The sequence below is a fragment of the Microcoleus sp. A003_D6 genome, assembly GCF_036702825.1.
In the GTDB taxonomy this organism is placed as follows: Bacteria; Cyanobacteriota; Cyanobacteriia; order Cyanobacteriales; family Microcoleaceae; genus Microcoleus.
Window position 1 is genome coordinate 38,393 of record NZ_JAUBWA010000019.1, and the last position, 21,547, is coordinate 59,939.

10 protein-coding genes are annotated in these 21,547 nt (G+C 46.1%); 5 read left to right on the forward strand and 5 right to left on the reverse strand.

Translation table 11 applies throughout. The annotated features are described in order from the left end of the window. Window positions 1–230: 230 nt before the first annotated feature. Window positions 231–902 (forward strand): ABC transporter ATP-binding protein, encoded by a 672-nt coding sequence (locus tag QUB70_RS07990; protein WP_332979488.1) that lies wholly within the window; start codon window positions 231–233, stop codon window positions 900–902. 146 nt (window positions 903–1,048) lie between these two features. Beyond that, on the forward strand, window positions 1,049–1,792 hold the full coding sequence (gene rsmG / locus QUB70_RS07995; RefSeq protein WP_332979490.1) for a 16S rRNA (guanine(527)-N(7))-methyltransferase RsmG: 744 nt from the start codon (window positions 1,049–1,051) through the stop codon (window positions 1,790–1,792). A gap of 70 nt (window positions 1,793–1,862) precedes the next feature. On the opposite strand, the gene QUB70_RS08000 is transcribed toward rsmG, so the two are convergent. From QUB70_RS08000 to rpiA, 3 genes are all read right to left on the reverse strand, one after another. Next, window positions 1,863–2,618 carry a Fe-Mn family superoxide dismutase gene (locus QUB70_RS08000; RefSeq protein WP_332979492.1) on the reverse strand — a complete coding sequence of 252 codons (756 nt, stop codon included), beginning with the start codon at window positions 2,616–2,618 and terminating at the stop codon, window positions 1,863–1,865. A gap of 214 nt (window positions 2,619–2,832) precedes the next feature. Further along, window positions 2,833–4,017, reverse strand: coding sequence for an aldo/keto reductase (locus QUB70_RS08005; protein WP_332979493.1), 1,185 nt, complete (start codon window positions 4,015–4,017; stop codon window positions 2,833–2,835). A 347-nt stretch (window positions 4,018–4,364) separates the two neighbouring features. Beyond that, window positions 4,365–5,081 (reverse strand): ribose-5-phosphate isomerase RpiA, encoded by a 717-nt coding sequence (gene rpiA / locus QUB70_RS08010; protein ID WP_332979495.1) that lies wholly within the window; start codon window positions 5,079–5,081, stop codon window positions 4,365–4,367. Between the two features lie 213 nt (window positions 5,082–5,294). Between rpiA and QUB70_RS08015 the strand changes: the two genes are divergently transcribed. Then, window positions 5,295–9,758, forward strand: a complete 4,464-nt coding sequence (locus QUB70_RS08015; RefSeq protein WP_332979496.1) for a tetratricopeptide repeat protein — start codon at window positions 5,295–5,297, stop codon at window positions 9,756–9,758. Window positions 9,759–10,014: 256 nt separating this feature from the next. Here the strand turns inward: QUB70_RS08015 and QUB70_RS08020 are convergent, their stop codons facing one another. Beyond that, window positions 10,015–13,965 carry a PAS domain S-box protein gene (locus tag QUB70_RS08020; protein ID WP_332979497.1) on the reverse strand — a complete coding sequence of 1,317 codons (3,951 nt, stop codon included), beginning with the start codon at window positions 13,963–13,965 and terminating at the stop codon, window positions 10,015–10,017. Window positions 13,966–14,261: 296 nt separating this feature from the next. On the opposite strand from QUB70_RS08020, the gene QUB70_RS08025 reads away from it, so the two are divergent. Further along, window positions 14,262–15,449: an anion transporter gene (locus QUB70_RS08025; protein ID WP_332979498.1), complete on the forward strand. Its 1,188-nt coding sequence runs from the start codon at window positions 14,262–14,264 to the stop codon at window positions 15,447–15,449. Between the two features lie 189 nt (window positions 15,450–15,638). Here the strand turns inward: QUB70_RS08025 and QUB70_RS08030 are convergent, their stop codons facing one another. Beyond that, window positions 15,639–19,337 carry an alpha-mannosidase gene (locus QUB70_RS08030; RefSeq protein WP_332979499.1) on the reverse strand — a complete coding sequence of 1,233 codons (3,699 nt, stop codon included), beginning with the start codon at window positions 19,335–19,337 and terminating at the stop codon, window positions 15,639–15,641. A gap of 182 nt (window positions 19,338–19,519) precedes the next feature. On the opposite strand from QUB70_RS08030, the gene QUB70_RS08035 reads away from it, so the two are divergent. Continuing rightward, complete coding sequence (locus QUB70_RS08035; protein WP_332979501.1) at window positions 19,520–21,490, forward strand: hypothetical protein; 1,971 nt, start codon at window positions 19,520–19,522, stop codon at window positions 21,488–21,490. Window positions 21,491–21,547: the final 57 nt, after the last annotated feature.

Below are 21,547 nucleotides of genomic sequence, written 5' to 3' on the forward strand. Positions count from 1 at the left end.
ACATTTCCATTATTAAAATATACCATGAAACAAGTTAAAAATCAAACGCCAAAGCTGAAAAAAAGGAAAATTTTGTAAAGATTTATGTAAAATAATTTTGGGCGATCGGCACCTGCAAAAAAAGCCTCAACTATTAATAGCACAACCAGGAGTTCCCGATCCCAAAATAACTATTTTTCTTTCTTCTGACTAATGACTGATGACTTCTTCACAACTAACAACTACCGTTAATGCTTTATCTAAAAAACTTAGTATATCATCCTACAGCCTGTCCGAATGCTATTCTGAAAAACATTAACTTAGAACTTCCCTCGCAGCAAATGGGGCTGATTGTCGGTCGCAGCGGTTCTGGCAAAAGTACCCTATTAGAAATATTAGCAGGTTTAGCGGAAAAAACTAGCGGCGACATCCGCTGGCGCGAACAGGAATTAACACCGGAACACTTGCAACAATTAGGAGGTTTAGTGTTCCAGTTTCCCGAACGGCATTTTTGCGGAGGCACAATTTTAGAAGAATTGCGGTTGGGACATCCCGAATTGGGACAAGAACAAATCAACAAAGCAATGGCAGAAGTAGGACTCGGACATTTGCCGCTGCGGGCTTCCCCCCACGCTTTGAGCGGGGGGCAACAGCGCAGGGTAGCCCTGGCGGTGCAGCTAATTCGGCAGCCGCATTTGCTACTTTTGGACGAACCGACGGCGGGTTTGGATTGGTCGATGCGCCGGCAGTTGGTAAGCTTGTTGAGCAAGTTGAAAAGTCACTGGACTTTGTTGATTGTTACTCACGATGCTAGCGATTTGCTGAGCGTTGCCGATCGCTTTTGGACTTTAGATCGCGGGGATTTGCAGGAGGTCGATCGGGCTAAGTTAGAAGCTAAGGAAATTAGTTTTGTTAGTCATTAGTCATCAGTCATCAGTCATCAGTCATCAGTCATCAGTCATCAGTCATCAGTCATTAGTCATTAGTTAGTGCGGGCGGGTCGATCGCATTATGAAGCATTTTTAAGTGCAGAAAATTTGCAGAGTTTACAAAAGAGTGGGAATAGAAGATGAATCAGATTACAATACCTGTATTGCCCCAGATGAATGAGTTGTGGCAGCAAACGCTGAATTGGCAGCCGGATGAGTCGCAGCAGCAACAATTTCAGCGGCTTTACGAGTTAATTGTCGAGGGCAATCGCTCATTGAATTTAACTAGAATTACCGATCCGATCGAGTTTTGGGAAAAACATTTGTGGGATTCTCTGCGGGGAATTGCGAGACTGCTGCCAGCTAATAGCAGTGCAGGGAAAAATCCCGAATTACCCCTCCAGTCGGTGCAGAAAGCGATCGACATTGGGACGGGTGGGGGTTTTCCGGGGTTGCCGATCGCGATCGCCCTGCCGCATTTATCAGTTACTTTGCTCGATTCTACTCGCAAAAAAATTACTTTTTTGGAAACAGTTTTGCCATCTTTAGGGATAGAAAATGCGGCGACTTTGCTGGGCAGATCGGATGAAATTGCCCGAGGGGCGCAGCACAAACAAGCTTACGATCTAGCACTTCTCAGAGCAGTTGGAGCGGCTTCTCTGTGCGCTAAATGTGCGCTACCGCTGCTGAAAAATGGCGGTTTGGCCGTACTTTACCGCGGGAATTGGACGGTGGAGGAAGAAACGGAGTTGCAAAGGGCGATCGAGCGTTTGGGCGGCACAATTGAGTCAGTCGAAGCATTCACAACGCCAACGAGTCAGGGCGCGCGACACTGCGTTTACTTGCGGAAAGTTGTACAGCAGTTCGATCGTCCCATTCGGTAGCTAGTAGGGACACGGCAGTGCCGTGTCCTGTATTTCATCTGCCGTGTCCTGTATTTCATCTAATCGAAAACTACCCGATCGCCTTTTCGTAGCGCTTGTTAATTTCCGCCCAATTAACAACATTCCACCAAGCCTTTAAGTAGTCAGCACGCAAATTTTGGTATTTGAGATAATAAGCGTGTTCCCAAACATCGTTACCCATAATTGGATAGTTGCCCTCCATAAAAGGAGTGTCTTGATTTGCAGTAGTTGCAATCTCAAGTTTGCCAGCTTTATTGCGGACTAGCCAAACCCAACCGCTGCCAAAACGCTTGGTGCCGGCATCGTTAAATTTTGCTTTAAAATCGTCAACACTGCCGAAAGTTTGCTGAATTGCTGTTGCAATTGCCCCTGTGGGTTCGCCGCCGCCGTTGGGACCCATGATTTCCCAAAACATACTGTGATTTAGGTGTCCGCCGCCGTTATTCCGCACGGTTGTGCGAATATCTTCCGGCACTTTGCTCAAATCTCGCAGCATATTTTCCGCAGTGATATTTTTAAGTTGCGGGTATTTGCTGACAGCATCGTTGAGGTTTTTAACGTAAGCGGCGTGGTGTTTGTCGTGGTGAAATTGCATTGTCCGCGCATCGATGTGCGGTTCTAAAGCATTGTATTCGTAAGGCAGAGGTGGCAGTGTAAAAGGCCCGGGGGTTTGGGCTATTTTTTGGCTTTCTGCAATGGGACTTGCTTGTGATACATTATTTCCTGACGCTTGGCAAGCACCTGCGGTAATAGCTCCGACGGTGGCAGTCAGCAAATACAAGAAATCTCGGCGTTTGAGAGTCATAAAAAGTACCTAATTGAATTATTAACTGTTTTATCTCAGATTAAAGCAAAATGGGAGCGAGTTGAGAAAAAAGTTCTATCGCCCGAATGGATGAGACGGATGGGCGATGGTTGTGAGAGTTTCTCAAGTATAGGCTAATTGTGTGCGCGTAAATAAATCTCGCGTGCTCCGGCTAACAAACCCGGTTTCTCTATCGAAACCGGGTTTTTTTTGATTATTCTTGGGAGAGGCGTTGAACAGCTTCACCTCCAAAAAGCCGATCGGCTGCTTGAAGAATACCGGGAATTTTAGCAGCGTGGGGGCTGTGGGCCAGACAGCGGCGCAAGTCTAATTCATCCAGGCGATCGGCTTTTTTGCCGGGGAACCAGTGGCCCGCATTACCTAAAAGGTTGTAGCGCATCTTGCAATAGTCGATCGTATCGTAAGCATTCGCCAAATTCCACAGCCACAAAATCACTTGAATGTTAATATCTCCGGGAGTATTTTCGAGAGTTGGTAAACCGACGTGCCAAGTTTTCCACCAATCTTCTCCTAATTTATCAATTGCTGTTTTTTCCAACCTTGCTAATATCGGCGGCAAGAGTTCATCGGCTCTATCTAACAATTCTACAGCTTTCAAATGCTCGTTAAAATCTTCTGGTTTCGCGGCACCTAAACTCAAAGTGTGTACTTGCGGATGCGACAAACAAAACAAATCATTAAACACGATCGGACTCAGCGGATAGCACAAATCTACCAATTTTTGCGGTGGGCTGTAAAGTTGTCCGCCTTTGTCGGAAGGACTGATAATAAAAACGCCCATATCGCGACGTTTAGCAGCTTCAATAGCCGGCCAATTACTTTGATTGATGTAGTACCAATGCAAGTTAAGATAATCAAATTGATTGGTTTCAATTGTTTTGACAATCACATCCGTCGGCCCGTGAGTTGAAAAACCAATAAACCGAACTTTGCCTTCTGCTTGCAACTTTCTCGCCACATCCACGCAGTCACCCGGACGCATACAATCCTCTAGCAACTCCCGCGTATTAATCCCATGTATTGATAGCAAATCGACGTATTCTAGTTGCAAATAAGCTAAAGATTTATCAAATTCCTCGCGAAACTCCTGGGGGTTAGCTTTAGGAGTAATTTTAGTTTGAATTATCAACTGTTCGCGGGGAAACTTCGGTAAAATCCACCCCAACTGCATCTCAGAAGTGCCGTAACCGCGAGCAGTTTCGATGTGATTGATGCCGCATTCAACCGAGTAGCGAATTGTCGCTTCTAAATTTTGTTGATTGTCTGGGGAAATTTCATTGGCTGGCACGTCTTGCCATTTGTACTGATATCTCATCCCGCCGCAGGAAAAGACAGGCATGGATAATTCTGTGCGACCGAATCTGCGATATTGCATCATAAACAGTTGACAGTTGACAGTTGACAGTTGACAGTTGACAGTTGACAGTTGAATCGCCTGGTTTTTAGGATGGAGATTTATAAACCACCCTAAAAATATTCCTCCGTCATACAGGAGTTTAAACCCCTGAATTTTGACAATCAAAGTCAAGGTAAGCCCAAGTGCATTTAAATTGTATAGTCAAATTTAAGAAAAGTCTTGTGGGAGTAGGAGTTGGGCCAGAAAGCCCGCCCTAAAAATACAATTTAGATGCCCAACAGCTTAACTAGCATATTTGCAGCATTCTCCTGAACAGGCAAGATGCCTGTTCCACAAAGAGTTTTTGACCACCTCTGGGGCAGTTTTGACTATTTAGAAATCTCCCGGACTGCGGGTTTGCCGTCTTGGATTTCGCCGACTAAAACTAAATCTGTACAGTTGACAAACAAGCCATTTTCTAACACGCCGGGAATATTATTCAAAGTTTTTTCTAATTCCCCAGGGTTGTCCAGATTGTCGAATTTGACATCGAGTACCATGTTACCTTGGTCGGTAATTACCGGCCCCGCTTTTTTGACTCCCATGCGGAGTTCTGGTTTGCCGCCCAATTTTTCGATGGCGCGCGTAACTGGTGTAATTGCCATCGGTATCACTTCGATGGGTACTCGAAAAGTCGAGCCCAATTTATCTACGATTTTGGAACTGTCAACGACTACAATAAACTGAGTTGCGAGGTAATCGACAACTTTTTCGCGGGTGTGGGCTGCGCCGCCGCCTTTAATTAAGTTTAGCTGCGAATCGACTTCATCAGCGCCGTCAATAGCAATATCTATTCTGTCAATTTCATCGAGAGTTGTCAGCGGCACTCCGTACTGTTTGGCTAACACTTCTGATTGAAAAGATGTCGGCACTCCCTTGATATCTTTGAGTTCACCTGATTTTATGCGATCGCCCAACGCTTGAATAGTATAAGCTGTAGTTGACCCGGTGCCGAGTCCGACAATCATACCTGATTTTACGCGATCGGCGGCAGCAAAGCCGACTTGCTGTTTCATCAATTTTACGGGGTCTTGTTCTGCGGTCATGTTGGATACTCCTCAATAGTTTTAAGATTATACCATTTATTATGGATTTATTTAACCGCAGAGAACGCAGAGAACGCAGAGAGGAAGAAGAAGAAGAGAGCGAACTCGCAAATTATTTCTAGTGGGAACTTCTCTCTTTCTTCTCTGTGTCCTCTGCGCCCTCTGCGGTGAAACAAAAAAATACAATTCACAAATCGGCGGATAATTGCCACAATGAAAATCGGATTTCTGGATACCTATACTTGGGATTACAAAATTGAAACTCCTTACCGCGAACCTTTGGGCGGCACTCAGTCGGCTATTTGTTACTTGGCTGAGGCCTTGGCTGCACAGGGAAACGAGGTATTTTTGCTCAACAATACTTCGGAGTCGGGGATGTCGCGCGGGGTTGATTGCAGGCGCAGGGTGTGGGACATATCTAATTTTGAATTGCTGCGATCGCTCGATTTTTTAGTTATCGTCAATATAGCCGGCAAAGCACGGGAAATCAAGCCGTTTTTAGGGCATCGAACTAAGTTGATTTTGTGGATTCATAACGAACCGGGTTTTGTCTTTCTCCAAGATTTTAACGATCGGCGAGAAATCAATACTTGCGATGCTTTTGTATTTGTCAGCGACTGGCAGCGGGAGCAATTCCAGCGCTGTTTTGGGATTGACTCGCATCGCAGTTGTGTTTTAAGAAATGCGATCGCACCTTGTTTTGCTAACATTTTTGCCGGCGATCTTTCTATCCTATCTCAGAAATCTCAACCGCCAATTATAGCTTACACTAGCACTCCGTTTCGGGGACTAGACATTTTATTAAAAGTTTTTCCGAAAATCCGTCAAGCTGTACCTGGAACGCGATTGAAAGTATTTTCTAGCATGAAAGTACACCAAATTGAGGCGAATGCAGATGAAGTTTTTTTCGGTCAGCTTTACAGCCAGTGCGAGGAAACAGAAGGCGTCGAGTACATCGGTTCGGTAGCGCAACCCGAACTCGTCCGACAACTGCGTTCAGTCGCGGTTTTAGCTTACCCGAATACCTATTCGGAAACGTCATCTATTGCCGTGATGGAGGCGATGGCCTGCGGTTGCCGGATTGTGACGAGTGAATTGGCAGCTTTGCCGGAAACAACTGCGGGATTTGCCCGTCTAGTTTCAATGTCAGGTGTGGAAAATTTGGCATCGGTAACTAATTGGAACCGTGCCGACAAACCGGATTGGGAGGGATATACAAGGCGGTTTTTAGAGGCGACAGTCGGAGTTTTAAAAGAGGGCAAAGAGGGCGCTCTTTCGGGCGGCGCAACTGCTGAAAATCTTCTGAGACAGCAGGTAGAATATATAAATCGAGGGTGTACTTGGTCTGTGCGATCCCGACAGTGGGTAGAATGGCTGAATAGTATTACTGTACAATCTGTAAGAGTGGCAGAGCAAATGATAACGGATTCGTTGGTGAATTTAGAAGCAGCTCAAGCTTATTTTGTCAAGGGAAATCGGCTGAAAGATGCAGGCAGGCTTGATGAGGCGATCGCAGATTACAAGAAAGCTTTAGAGTTTAACTGGGAAGATGTCGAATCTCACAAAAAATTAGCGGAAATTTATGTTTTGCAAGGAGAATTTGAAAGTGCGATCGCCTGTTGCAATCTCGCTCTTAAATTAAAACCGAATTTTGCTCCGGCTTATTTGACAATGGGCAATGCCCTGCACGCTCAAGACAAGCTGGAAATGGCAATTAAAGCTTATTTGCAAGCTTTAGAAATTCAGCCGAGATTTGCAGAAGCTAGCGCGAATCTAGGCAGTATGTATTACAAGTTAGGGCAATTAACGCAGGCGGCAAATTTTTACCAAAAAGCTCTTGAAATTAATCCGATTTTGTGTTCTGTTAATGTGATGCTTGGCGATGTTTTGCAGCAGCAAGGAAAGTTAGATGCAGCAATTGCTTGCTATCAAAAAGTGCTGCAACTGCAACCGGAAAATGCCAGCACTGCGGAGAAACTATCGAGTTTAATCGCACAAACACAGCGGGAAAATGCCGACGGCAAATTTATCGAATTAGAACCAGAATCCGACGAACAGCAACCACTATCTGTCAGCAAAGATGAAGGTTACGGGTTGCAGCCTTCGAGTATCAATTTGCCGCCAGCGCCAACTACTGAAAATTTAAATACTCCGTTTACAAATCCCGCCGAAGTTTCCGAACAAGTTACCTCGCTGAATGTTCCAGATAGCGGACAAGTTGCTAATTATCAAGAAGTAGAACCCTACAAAAAACTGGCGGAAGAGTTTTTAATTCAAGGTAAAATTGAAGAGGCGATCGCAGCTTGTCAGCACGCGATAAAAATCCGACCAGATTTTATCCACGCTTACGTAACTTTAGGGAATGCTTTGCAAGCTGAAGGCAAAATTGAAGCTGCCATTCGATCGTATTCTCAAGCCCTAGAATTGCAGCCAAATTTTGCGGAAGTGCGCGCCAATATCGGCAGTATGTATTTCAAAATGGGGCGTTTGGAAGAGGCGATCGCACATTACCAGCAAGCCATTGTTTTGAGTCCAGATTTAGCGGGCGCTCACTGGAACTTAGGGAAAGTATATCACCAACACGGCAACATCGAAGGAGCGATCGCCTGTTTCCAGAGAACATCCGAACTCAACCCCCAGCTTGTCGGTGCAGACTTCCACTTTAACTTAGGCAATCGACTTTTCAGCCAGGGAAAGCGCGACGAAGCCATCGAAAGCTACTCCAAGGCGATCGCCATTAAACCGGATTGGGCCGAAGCTTACGGTAACATCGGCAGCGCGCGATCGCAACAAGGCAATCTCGACGCCGCCATCGCTAACTATCAGAAAGCAGTAGCTTTAAAGCCGGAATTAGAAGTTCTGCACTTCAATTTAGGCAATTCTTTTTTGCAGCAATTCAACTACGAAGCAGCAATTACTTATTACCAAAATACTCTGAAAATCAAGCCAGATTGGCCGGAAGTTCACGCTAACCTCGGCAGTTGTTTTTCCATGCAGGGGCGGCTGGAAGAAGCTTTAGCCAGCTACCAGCAAGCTTTGGCATTGAAACCGGATTGGGCAGAGGTTTACTGCCGGATAGGACACATTCAGAAACAAGATAAGCCGTTGGAGGCGATCGCAAATTTTGAAAAGGCGATCGAATGCAACCCCAAATTCAGCGAAGCCTACCAACAACTTTGCGACTTGCTAAGCCATTCCACCAACCTTGCCGGAGCCCGCAACATAGCAGACAAATACTGCGAAAACTGTGGCGAAAATGCCTTAGTCATGTCAGCCACAGCCTACGTCTTTTCCTACCTGCAATCAGGTGTCAGCCAGCAGGCAATTCAGAAACTCGAAGAAATCGAAAAACTTTGCTACGAACAAGTCGAAAGCTTTAGCGTAATCGAGCTAAAACTGCTCTACGAAATCTTCCTGTTTGCAGTTTCCCACCTGCGAGATAACCGCGAAAAAAATGCCAGTTTCTACAGACTAATTGCCAAAGAATACTACAAAAAAGCCGTCCCGCAGCGCCAGGTCAACACAATCAAATCCGCAAATTATACGGGACAAAAGCCTTTAAAAATTGGCTTCCTTTCCAAACACTTCCGCCGCCACTCGGTAGGTTGGTGCAGCGAAGCTTTAATTCGCGAATTAAGTCGCATCACCCCCCACGTTCATCTTTACGTGACCGGGAAACTCAACCGAGATGAAGTTACGCAGCGGTTTGAAGAAATGGCGGGCAAGTTTTACTGGCCTAAAAAATATCCAAACGGCTTTGCTGACGGCGGCGAAATCCTCGCCGAAGTAGTGCAAGACGATTTGGATGTTTTAATAGACTTAGACTCGATGACAGTGCCGACCAATGTCGAAGTGCTGTATCAATATCCTGCGGGAATTTGCGTTTCTTGGCTGGGATTCGACGCGCCCTACATTTCAGACAATCACTACTTTCTTTGTGACGAACACACTCACCCGCCCGGTGTTGAAAAAAATTACTTAGAACAGTTAGTAAGATTGCCAGTTTGTTCGGTAGCAATTAGCGAACTGCAAAGCATTCCCGTGAATCGAGAGGCGATTAGAAATGCTCTCGGCATCGGCTTGGATCAAATGACTTATCTGTGCGTTGCGCCTGGGAGAAAAACAAATCCCGAAATGGTGCAAGCTCAAGTTAAAATCCTCAAGGAAGTACCAGATAGTTTGTTAATCCGCAAAGGTCAAGGCGACCCCGATATTATTCACAGCACTTACCGCGAAGAATGCGACATTCAGGGAGTAGATTTTGCTCGAATTAAGTTTATCGGGCAAACTAGAAGTGAAGAAGAACACCGCGCTATTTATTACGTAGCCGACGTGCTTTTAGATTCCTATCCTTACAACGGCGGGACTCACAATTTAGAGGCTTTGTGGGCGAATTTGCCAGTGGTAACGAGATCCGGCGACCAATATCTTTCGCGGATGGGTTACGCTTTTCTCAAAAGTGCAAATCTCGATGTGGGTGCGGCTTGGAGTTGGGAGGAATACACGCAGTGGGGAGTTAAGTTTGGCCGCGATGCTGGTTTCAGAAATGCGGTGAAAGAGCATTTGGTAAAGTCGAAGCAGCCAGAACATCTCGCACCTTTGTGGAATCCTAAAAAGTTGGCTGAGGATATGTATGAAGTGTTTCAAAAATTGTTAGCTAAACACGGTAGTCAGTAGTCAGCAGTCCGCAGTCCGCAGTCCGCAGTCCGCAGTCCGCAGTCCGCAGTCAGTAGAAGGAAAAATTTCCGCATCTCTCACTCTTCCCCTCTTTCTGTGAAGTATTGTAACAATATTGGTGGAAATGCGTAAAAAGCCCGCGCCGAGTCTGATAGATAAATAGCTGATTCATAGTACCGCGATCGCACTAACTTTATTTATGCCAGTTAGGGCGATCGTTTTTTTAGCAATCCGTCAGAGGACTGATGACTGCTGACTACTGACTCACCTCCACTCGATCGCGCCCGCCAGACTTAGCCCGATAAAGCGCCTTATCAGCAGCTTCAATCAGCATTTTCGGCGAATTTTGATTTTCAGAAATCGTCGCCGCCCCCATGCTGAGAGTCACGCAGTCGCTGACAACAGACTTGATGTGGGGAATAGCCAGAGCTTTGACGCGCTGGCGGATTTGCTCAGCAACTGCTTGTGCAGTCGCGATGTTTGTATTTGGCAAAATTATCCCAAATTCCTCGCCGCCGTACCTAGCAGCCAAATAAAGGCGTTCTGCGGGTGCGTTCGTGCAAGCATCCCCGATCGCCCGCGCCACTTGCTGCAAACAAGCATCCCCGGTCTGGTGGCCGTAATTGTCGTTGTAAAGTTTAAAACAATCAATGTCGCACATAATCAAAGATAGCGGTTCCCCCGATCTCGCCTGCTCCCATTCCCGGTTGAGCACCTCGTCAAATCGGCGGCGGTTAGCTAGCTGAGTCAGACTGTCCAAATTTGCCAACCCGTCCAACCGCTGGTTGGCAGCAGCTAGCTGCTGGTAAAGTAAAGATTGTTCGATCGCGATCGCCACTTGAGTGCCCAACTGACTCAGCAAATCCATATCAAACTGCTGCCACTGGCGGGGTGCCGAACAGTGGTGGGCAATCAGCAAACCCCACAACTTCGGCACTTGACAAGAACTGTTACCTTCCCTCGGTTCTATTCCCTGCTGGACAATCGGCACCACCAAATTTGCCTTCACCTGACAAGTCTCCAAAAATTTAAGGTGACACTCGCTCAAATTAGAAGCATTAATATCCTCTATGGCGCGAATGCGACCCTTTAAATACTGTCCGATGTAAGTATTGGCAAAACAGCAATCGTCAATTCCCATCCCCTTCAGTGGAATCCATCCTTCTCCAACCGACTCCACCACCACATCTCCGTTCCAATCTGGCCGGAAGCGGAAAACCAGCACGCGATCGGTTGCCAAAAACTCCCGCACTTCCGCTACTGTAGTGTTGAGAATATCTTGTAGATCCAGAGAAGAACGAATGCGCGATTGAATCTGCGCGATCAGGCGTTCCCGTTCTATTTGTTGCCGCAGCGCGACTTGGGCTTGCTTACTTTGAGTAATGTCCCGACCTTCCGGCAGCAACAATACTATTTTGCCCGTTTCATCCGCGACCGGTTTGAGAGAAAAATCAACAGTTGCCGTCCGATTTGCACCTTGAACTTCCACTTCGTAGCGAACAAATTCGCCTTTTGCCGATCGAGAAATCGCCTCTTGCAACTGTTCCCGAACTTCCTCAGAATCTCCCCACCAAGGCAATAGCCAAAACGGTTTATTTGCCACATCCCGCAGCTTAATTCCCGCGAAATCCAGAGAAGTTTGGTTAGCTTCCAGCAGAGTGCCGTCCGGTTTCAACAAGCTCACAAATTGGAACGAAGAATCAAAAATTGCCCGAAAGCGCCGTTGAGAATCTCCCAACATTGCCGTCACTTTTTCGCGAGAAGTAATATCGCGGAAGCGCCACACCCTGCCAATAATATTTTGTCCGACTCGAATCGGCTGAGTGTAGCGCTCAAAAGTCCGGCCGTCTTTAAATTCAATAATATCGCAGCCTTCGGATTCCGCATCGCTATAAATTTCTTTAACTCTCTGCAAAAAAGCTCTCGGATCTCTAACTTGCTTGGTGAGAAATGTCAGACGCACCGTTCTATCCATCGAGTTTCTAACTTCTTCATAAATCCCCCACATTTGAACTAACTTTTCGTTAAAACTAATCAGTTCTCCGGCGGTAGTAACGGCGAGAATGCCGTCTGCCGTTGCTTCCAAGGTAGCGTGCAGCAGAGAGCGCGATCGCTCTAATTCTGCTGCTATTAACTTGCGTTCCGTGAGGTTTCGCACTGCTTTTACCTGCACTAAACGACCTTCCCACATCGCGAATTTGCTGCGAACATCAGCGGGAAAAGCAGTTCCATCCCGCCTGAGAAAAATTGTTTCACAGATTGTATTGCTGGCAGCCGAAATCATTTGCGGCGCCTGTTTGTATGATTTCGGCGACAGCAGTTCCAGCAAGCTCATTCCCGCCATTTCCGCAGGTTCGTAACCGAACAGTTCGGCAAAGTTGCTGCTGACGCTCAAAATTGTGTCGCGGTCAGCCACGGCAACTGCTTCAAAATAAGCTTCGGATTCGAGCAAGCTCGGTGCTGCTGTGCTGCTGCCATTTTCGCCGGAATAGCTGTTGTTAATTAGCTGTTGCAGTTGCGTATTTGCCGAGTACAAAGCGGTCATGGCTTGCCTGTACATAGCAGTGCGTTTTTCGACTCTTGCTTCAAGTCGATCGCGATATTCTCGAAGTTTTTTTTCGACTCGCATTAAGTCGGTGATATCTATTGCAAACACGATCACGCCAGCGACTTTACCTGTTTCGTCGCGGTAAGGTATTTTATCTTTCCGCACCCAGCATTTTTGACCGGAGACACTTGGCAGCAGTTGAATTTTTCCCTGTTTGGGAACGCCGGAATTGATTACTTCCAAATCTTCTAAATAATATTGCTCTGCTTCCTCTGGATAGATTTCATAAAAAGATTTTCCTTCTAATTGATCGGCGGGCAAACCTCTCGATGCAGCGGCGGCTTGATTAATTCGCAGCAGGCGGCTTTCCGTATCTTTGTACCAAATCATCGCCGGCACGGCATCAAAAATAATTTGCTGTTCTTGGTGCTGCCGGCGCATTTCTGCTTCTACTTTTTTTCTTTTAATTATTTGTTGTTGCAGTTTTCTGTTGGCGTTTTTGAGTTCGACCGTGCGTATTTTTACTCTTTCTTCTAGTTGCTCGCAGTATTTGTTCAGCAAATTTTGCTGCTGTTTCCGCCGCATTGATTCTAATTTAAACTTTTCGCTATCTGACAAACTTGATGATACAAAATCTGCTAAAATTTGGGTGAATTTCTGTTCTTCTTCCGTCCACTCACTGCCGGAACCCTGGCGTTCGACGCTGACTATTCCCAACCTTTGATTTGCCAGCACAATCGGTACGTTTAACAGGGAAGTCGTACCCCGATCTGCAAAATAAAGACCGACCAGTTCTCGCGTTCTCGGGTCATTTTCTGCTGACACCGTTGCGATCGCACTTTCAGATTTTAAGGCTTGAAAATACGCCGGACAGTCGGCTGCTGTGATAATTATTTGTACCGAATGGACTTTTGTATTCTGTTCGTAAAGGTCGATGCAGTTAAGCTGCGTTTTGTTTTCGCCGTACAGCCAAATGCTGGCTCGATCGCAGTTGAAAATACTGACAGCGGTTTCTGTTACTTCGCGGATGAATTGTTTTATATTGTTGCGTTCTGTAATTTGAATTTTGGCTAATTTTGCGATCGCCAAAGTTGCACTGCGCCAATTTTCTCTCAGGTTCGGCGGCGCTGCTACCAGTGAAGCAGCCTTAATTTCTTCGCAAACTAACAGTACAGCCGGCCCCTGGAAATTGGCAATTGAACAACCCTCGCTATTTTCCTCTATTTTCCAGTCTACCTCCGTCATGGTGCGCGCGGTTGCTTTTACCCAGATAATCCTGCCGTCTTTGCAAGTCAAGCGACCTTCCCAACAGGCAACTTTTGAAGCAGGCGTACCGTTTTTCGGATGTACCAATCCGGCAAATTCTGCTTGCATTTTACCTCGATCTTGGCAGTAAAATATGTTAAAAATTGAATGACAAATTAATTCCTGCGATTTGTAGGCGAGGCGAGATTCGCCGAATTGATTGAGCGAAAAAACCCTTCCCAAAGCGTCTAGAACGAAGTAAATGCCCGGAAAATAGTCGTAGAGAGTTCGATACCAATCCTGTTCGACTTGTTTGCTGCACGAAAGTTTTGGTGCCGCGAGCTCGCCGCCCGTGCCTGTCAAGTGAGAATTGTTGGTTTCTGGGTTGCTTGAATGACTTTTTTTAGCAAACACTTTTAAATTAACTCGACTGTAATTAATTTTACTTTCTGGAATTTAACTTTTTTGTGAAACTAAATTACACCTGTTATTTGATAAAATTTACAAACTGTAACAAAATTACAATTTGTCCAGCGCGCTGGTTTTCGCCTTCCCGTGTAAGCCCTGTGTTTGTTTGTAATTGGTAGACTGTCGGTCGGCGATATTTCCCGCTAGTTGTGGCGCCATCCGGTTTAGCTGCAATTACCCAGTCTGTACGTCCAGCATCCTCCACAATGGAATAAATCGGCAATAAATGGTTTTAAGTATCTATGATAACACTCAAATATCTAGTGTTAGGACTAACTTACTCGGGTTTGGGGTTGGGATATTTGCCCGGGCTGCGGATGAACAGGGCGGCGATCGCCATTGTTGGGTCAGCTTTGGCGGTGGTTTTGGGGATACTCAATCTCAAAACTGCTTGGGAGGCGATCGACCCAAGTACGATCGTTTTTTTGCTGGGAATGATGGTCGTTAATTCGGCTTTGGGATCATCGGGTTTTTTTCAACTCGCTTTGGAGTTTTTAACTCGCTTTACTCGTTCTCCTTTCGGCATTATGGTGGCCGTTACTTTTGGCAGCGGCATTCTATCGGCATTTTTTCTCAACGACACTACTGCTATTTTGCTCGCCCCCTTAACACTCACTCTAACTCGCTCTTTATCTCTCAATCCTCTCCCTTATCTTTTAGCTTTAGCCGGAGGTACTAATTTAGGTTCTGTGGCGACTGTGAGTGGCAACCCGCAAAATATTCTCGTCGGTTCTTTTTCGGGAATTAGTTATTTAGAATTTGCCCGGTCTCTCGCACCGGTAGCTTTAATTTGTTTGCTGGTTCAAGTAGGTTGGCTGTGGTTGCTTTATCCAGAAGTGCGTTCTTGCAAATCTTTGCCGGAGGTTCCCCAAGTCCGGTATCGATTGTTCAAACCTTTACTAGCAAAAAGTTTGTGGGTGACAGCAGGACTTTTAGTAGCTTTTTTAGCGGGTGCACCTTTAGCAGAATCTGCCTGGATAGCTGCCAGTATATTGTTAATTACTAGGCGCGTCAAGTCCGATCGCATTTTGCAAGGCGTGGACTGGAATTTGCTAGTAATGTTTGCGGGATTGTTTGTGATTACTAAAGCAACTCAACAACTGGGTTTGTTGGACAATTTAACTAATTTGACTAATACGCCGCTGAGTTTGTTGGGAGTAACAGTAATTCTTTCTAACTTAATTTCTAACGTACCCGCAGTGTTAGTTCTGCAATCGGTGATTGTCAAAACAGATACGCAAGCTTGGCTGTTGTTAGCGGCGGGTTCTACTCTAGCGGGGAATTTAACTTTGTTGGGTTCTGTGGCTAATTTAATTGTAGCTGAAATTGCAGGAAAATCAGGCGATCGGCTGACTTTTAAGGAACATTTGCGGTTCGGGCTGCCGCTGACTTTTGTTACTTTGGGAATAGCTTATTTTTGGCTGTACTAAAAGGCTGTAATCATTGCAATATCATGCTCGTACAATTAAATTTTAACTTTGGGCTTTTACCTGTGCGAACTGGATTTATTTTCCATGAACCGCAGAGGGCGCAGAGGGCGCAGAGGGGAGATGAGAAGAGAATAAATCAGAGAAAAAGATGTAGGTTTAGAGCCGATCGCAGATTTCGGTATAAAGTCTTTAGGTGTCTGTTTTGGGGACAACTGCAAAACTCGCGATTTTCCAGGGCTCTATCTTAAATCCTCGCCCTTCGGGCAGCTTTTTCGACAAATTGGCAGGTCGTTCTAACAAATCTACTGGCTGTACAATCTCTAATCCCAAATCACTATTGAATTTTAACACAGCCTCTTTCCCCTCGGATTCGCAACAGCGCAAAATCCACACATTAGAATCGTCTTCCGACTGTTTGAAAGCCATCAAAACTAAATTGTCCGCCGACAAATCCAAAAACTTGCCAACTGCGGGTAAACTCTTGTTTCGATTTTCTCCCAACTGCGGCAACACCTTTACTAGCAGCGGCAAATTCAACTCGCAGCCGCGCCTAACTGTGCCGGCCTGTTGCCAATTTCCAGCATGGGGATAGACTGCACAAGTAAATTCGGAAACTCCTACATCTGCTTGTTCATCCGGCCAAGTCGAACCCCGAAGCAAAGTCAGGCGAATTTGATTTGGTTGAAGGTCGCAACCGTATTTGCAATCGTTGAGCAAACTCACTCCAAAACCGTCATTGCTGATATCAGTCCAGCGCAAAATCGGCACTTCCCATTTGGCTTTTTCGGCGGGTGTTTGCGGTTTAGTTGTGCGTGCGATCGCACCTGCGGGAATTTCGCAGGTTGCAAAATCTGCTTCTACATTTAAGCCAAAGGCTGCTTTTACTAAAACGTGCTTTTCTTGCCAATCTGCAACTGTCTTGATTTTCAGCAGCGGCGAACCTATTTCTACTATATAATCTTGGCAAAACTCCGATTTGCCAATTTGTCGGACTACGCGCAAACTCTGCCTTATTTCTCCCTGTGCTATCCAGGAAATATCTTTCAGTGTCGGCGCTGGTAGTTGATGTTTTTCATAATTTGGGTCAATGTTCCAAGCATCCCAATATTGGCCGCTGTCTTCAAATGATTGCAGTTGATTGCCGCCTGCTGCATTCAAGACTTCTCGGTTATTTACTTTATCCCAAATGCTGGATAAATCCCCGGTTTTTCCGTCTACTGTTGCCCGAATAAATTCATTTTCTAGAACCATTTGTGCGGCTGCAAAATGCGTTTCTTGACAAGGCGTGTTTTTTTGTGCTATACCGTATGTAAGTTTTGATAGCTCTGTCTTTTTTTCAGTTTCTGGACTCGCGGACGCATTATCAACAGTTTCAGCGTTTTCGCGACACAGCCAAAACACCCGGTACCCAACGGCGGGGAGATTATTTGCCCAGAATAACAGTGTAGATTGCGATTGCGGTCGATCGCCCCTGACAATCTGCGAAGCCAATCGCCGTCGGGAAAAATCGTAAATTTGCCAAGCGGAATCAGCAGAATCGGGAAGCGGTACAGCGACAACCTCAGAGCGCGACCAATTGAGAGTATTGAAAATCAAAATCGGTTGAGCGTCGGGCTGCGGAGGATTCGGCAGAGAAATTTGAGCCGAGATTGCATCCAAAGATTTTAGCAGGATTTCGCGACAAGTGCGATCGACCTCGGCAAAGGCTATATTAGCATCCGCGTAAACTTGGGCGATCGCAGAACCGGGCAAAATATCGTGAAACTGGTTAAACAAAATCTGTTTCCAAGCAGATTCTAACTCGGATTTCGGATAAACCGCACCAGTACAAATCGCGGCCAGCGAAGACAGCAACTCCGCTTGGTAGAGCAATTCTTCGCAGCGGCGGTTTTGGCGTTTTTGGTCGGCGCGAGTCGTGTAGCAACCCCGGTGGAATTCTAAATAAAGTTCGTCTTTCCAAACAGGGAGAGTTTTGAGTTGCGAGATGGGAGGATTTGCATCCGAAATTGCCGACAAATTTGACAATTCTCGCGCCTGTAAATTCCCGACAGTTTCAACAACTGGCGAATTTTCCTGATTGTCCGATTCTGAAACATCGCTTTCGGGGTTAGTTGCGGAAATTGCCGACAAATTTGACAATTCTCGCGCCCGCAAATTCTCCTGATTGTCCGATTCTGGAACATAGCTTTCCGACTTAGTTGTCGCAACTTCCGGCAAAAACTGACTCTCAATCAAAGACAAATAATCAACCGCTTTCGCAAACTCCAACTTCGGGAAAAAAGGCGACATTTTCCAGCGTTTCGCCACCTCCAACATATCACGAGTCGGGCCGCCGCCGTGGTCGCCAACCCCAGGCAACCAAAGAGCATCTTGCAAATTAGTTTTAACTTCCCAGTCAAAAGCATAACTTGCCATTTTCACAGCTTCTATACCTTCACCAATTGGAGCAGACATCATGCTAAATATTTTAGTACCGTCCAACCCTTCCCACCAAAATGCACCGTGGGGAAATTGCGTTGTATCGTTCCACCGCAACTTTTGCGTCACAAAATAATCAACTCCACCTTGCCGCAAAATCTGAGGTAATTGCCACCCAAAACCGAAAGTATCCGGTAGCCAAGCCACCCGCATCAATTCCCCAAACTTTTCTTTTGCGTAACGCTGTCCGTAAAAAACTTGCCGCACCATTGACTCAGCGGAAATCAAGTTTAAATCCGGTTCTACCCACATCCCCCCGACAACTTCCCAGCGTCCGACAGCCACCTGTTTTTTAATCGCAGCAAATAAGTCAGGCCGATGTTCTTCCATCCAAGCATAAAGCGCCGGAGTAGAATGACAGAAAATCAAATCGGGAAACTCCGATTGCAATTTCAATACCGACTCAAAAGTTCGCTCTGCCACTTCCCAAGTTTCCGGGACAGGCCACAGCCAAGCTAAGTCTAAATGAGCGTGACCGACCAAATAGATTGTACCGGTATATATAGATGTCAACTCACCGCTTTCTCCTATATATATAGATGTCGGATTGCTATTTTCTCCCACCTCACAAACCGCATCTTTTCTTCCTCCCTCTGCGTCCTCTGTGGAAAAGGCGTCCCGCCTGTGAATTTCTGCGGTTCCCTCATCTAAATCCCCCGAAAAAGCCCGCAGATATCCCAGTAAATTGTGCCGCAAAACAGACAGAGAGCGATCGAACTTTTCGCGATCGCCCACAGCAGACCAATCAATCAAATTCATCGCCAAATCAATCTCAGATTTCAGCCTTTCCCCCTTGACAAACCCGAAGCGATTTGCTATTATTTCGGTGGAGAGGTATTGGGAATTTACATTTTCTAAATTTTGAGTTAGCGAATTTTGCAAAATCTCTAATTCGGCAGCCACAAAACCCGGATCGAAACAAGAAGAGTCAGCAGCTTCGTACAAACAAATCGATCGCACTAAAGCCCCGCTATCGTGACCCGGACTTACCAACCGCAAAATAACTAAAAATTCATCTCCGGGATTGACCGACGAACTCAACAAAACTCGATCGGCAAAATCAAATAAATCTCCCTGTCCGACTAACTCGCCGTTCACAAAAATCTGAGCATCTTCCGCCCACCAAGTCAAGCCCAGCAGCAACCGCAAACCAACCACAGGATAGCCGTGCAAATTGTCAGGAATTACAAATTGCTGACCCAAGTGTAAAACTTGCTTCCCAGACGGCCAAGCAATATGTCCTTTGCCGTTAAGTTCGGCAACAGGGCTGTTACAAATATTTACCCAAGAAACAGCCGAGTCAGCATCGCAGTACCTCCAACCCGACTGAACCTCCACTTGACTGAGGCGGCGCAACTTTTCTACAACTTCAGAAATATTATTGCTAGCAGGTGACACAGAAGCGCTCATATTTCGCTAAAATAGGAATTGTGTATGAATCAAAGATCGGATTGAACCGCGAAGACGCAAAGGACGCGAAGAAATAAAGGTTTCAGAGGGTTTGAAGCTTCGATTAAGATATCGCTTTGATTTTACAGCAATATTCAGCAATTCCGGCGCGAATCAAAAATCTGAATTCAAAAATAAAACTTATGTCTAACGGTTACTACGGCCCCTACCAAAGCCGACTATTAAATTTTATATCGAAACAGTCCCGCCAAGTCGCTGACAATTGCGATCGAACTTGGCGTCAAATTAAACAAACAACTCTCACGGCTACGCAAATTCTGCTTTATCCAGCTTATTTGCTGGTGCAAAGTTCCCGAGTGCTAAGCCGACAGTTGCGGGAATCAAGTCAAAAAGTAGATTTACCGGAACTGCAAGAATTTGGCGCCGACGAAAACCCCGATTTGCGACAAAATTGGTATCAAGGGGAAGTTTCCGAGGAAAGTTCGATCGCCGAAATTTTGCACCTAGCCGAAAATTTACTAAACTCGTCGCAAACCGCGAAAACTTTAGCCAGCTTCCCGCTGTTAATCGATCGGGGAAATGCTGCTAACAATTTACCTCCGGCTATCAATTTTAGCGGACAAATCACCAAGCATCAAACAACTTCCGTCTTAGAACACCCGCTTGCTAAAACTGAATTAACACCGAAACCGAAAGTTGAGGGAATTGCCACTTTTATCCCAGCCCGAACTTTAGTATTAGTCGGAGGTGAAAATCGGATATTAGATATTTTGACACCCGAACAGCAGGAACTGCTCGAAGGTCGCATAACTTGGGAAGTCGCAAACTGCGGGCCCGAACGGCGGGAAATTGTCCAAAAAGAATTAAAATTTAATCTCGGTTTGGAGTCTGCTGCTAAAAAATCTCAGCTTCCGCCGGTGCGTCGTTTTTGGGAATTGATGGCCTGGCTTCAGACGAGTCCGGTTGCTCTGAAAAGAAATCAGTTTGGAGAATCAATTTTTGCGGTTAAAAAAGCGATCGACCGCAATCTCATCCTAGTCCAAAAAGCCCGCGCCCAGATCGAAGCAAAAACCGCACCGCTATCAATTTCTGCATCGAATTCGATCGACCCCAATACCCCAGAACTAGAAACTAATTTTAACAGCAAGTTCGAGCATCGACCCCCTAGTCCTCTCTCCTTTGTAACATTGCTCGATCGCGCCGCCGTCAACCTCGAAGAGTTTACCCTCCCGCCACCGGCAAAAACAACCGCCGAACCCACAGCCAACTCCGGGGTAAAAATTGACACATCCGGCGCGGAAACAAATTTAGATTTGTCCGCCCGCGAAATCCTGGAAAAATACGCTCGAAACATCGAACAAATGATTTGGTCGTCAGTAGACAACCTTTTGGGCAAAGAAACGGCAGCAAGTGATAATACGGAGAAATCAGTCGCAATTCAGTATTATTTAAAACAGCGAAAAGAACAAGAAAACACGCAAAACAGCCCAGAGGTCGATCGACCGTGGTTGAATTGGCAAGACTTATTCGGGGAACCAGCACCGCAGCATTTAATCGAGGGAAGTTCCGAAGCCGATACAGCACAAGCCAGCCCAAAAGTCAAGCAGGAAATTGCAGAATTAGGAGAATTGCCAGAAGGTCGATCGACCGCAGTCTCAATATCCCCCTACCCCGAAGCACTTCACAGCCTGCTGGGGCAGCTAAAACAGAGCTTGCTCGCAAAAAGCCCAAAAAGTCAACCCCAAACAGCATCTGATTTATCTGATTTAGCAGTTACTCAAAAAAATAGCTCTGCACTCGCAGCAGAATCAACCCCAGGGCGCGCGCCGGAAACCCAAGTGCCAAAAAACACAAACCCGAACACCGCACAAAACAGCCAATCCCCAGCCGCAATCACCCCGCAAACCAGCAGATACACAGCCGCAACCCCCGCCCCAGCCGAACCAAAAAATCCCAGCGCAGGCGTCCCAGCAGAAGACGACTACTTAGAAACAAAAGCAGAATCGATGGGATACATTAAGCACCCGCTAGAACAAGTGCTCGAATGGCTCGATCTAATCATGCTGCGGCTAGAAAACATCGCGGAGCAACTCTGGAATTGGGCAAAAAGCAACTTGCCAACAATCCTCAAAAGCAAAGATAAAATTGACTAATCTTTAGCATATGATAAAAAAGTTGCCGCAACAGCAGCAAATCAGCTCAGTATTATC

Bases quoted from the DNA above. Each gene is read 5' to 3' on its own strand.
- QUB70_RS07990 (WP_332979488.1), top strand. From the start codon at position 231: ATGCTTTATCTAAAAAACTTAGTATATCATCCTACAGCCTGTCCGAAT.
- rsmG (WP_332979490.1), top strand. From the start codon at position 1,049: ATGAATCAGATTACAATACCTGTATTGCCCCAGATGAATGAGTTGTGG.
- QUB70_RS08005 (WP_332979493.1), bottom strand. From the start codon at position 4,017: ATGATGCAATATCGCAGATTCGGTCGCACAGAATTATCCATGCCTGTC.
- rpiA (WP_332979495.1), bottom strand. From the start codon at position 5,081: ATGACCGCAGAACAAGACCCCGTAAAATTGATGAAACAGCAAGTCGGC.
- QUB70_RS08035 (WP_332979501.1), top strand. From the start codon at position 19,520: ATGTCTAACGGTTACTACGGCCCCTACCAAAGCCGACTATTAAATTTT.
- QUB70_RS08000 (WP_332979492.1), bottom strand. From the start codon at position 2,618: ATGACTCTCAAACGCCGAGATTTCTTGTATTTGCTGACTGCCACCGTC.
- QUB70_RS08025 (WP_332979498.1), top strand. From the start codon at position 14,262: ATGATAACACTCAAATATCTAGTGTTAGGACTAACTTACTCGGGTTTG.
- QUB70_RS08030 (WP_332979499.1), bottom strand. From the start codon at position 19,337: ATGAGCGCTTCTGTGTCACCTGCTAGCAATAATATTTCTGAAGTTGTA.
- QUB70_RS08015 (WP_332979496.1), top strand. From the start codon at position 5,295: ATGAAAATCGGATTTCTGGATACCTATACTTGGGATTACAAAATTGAA.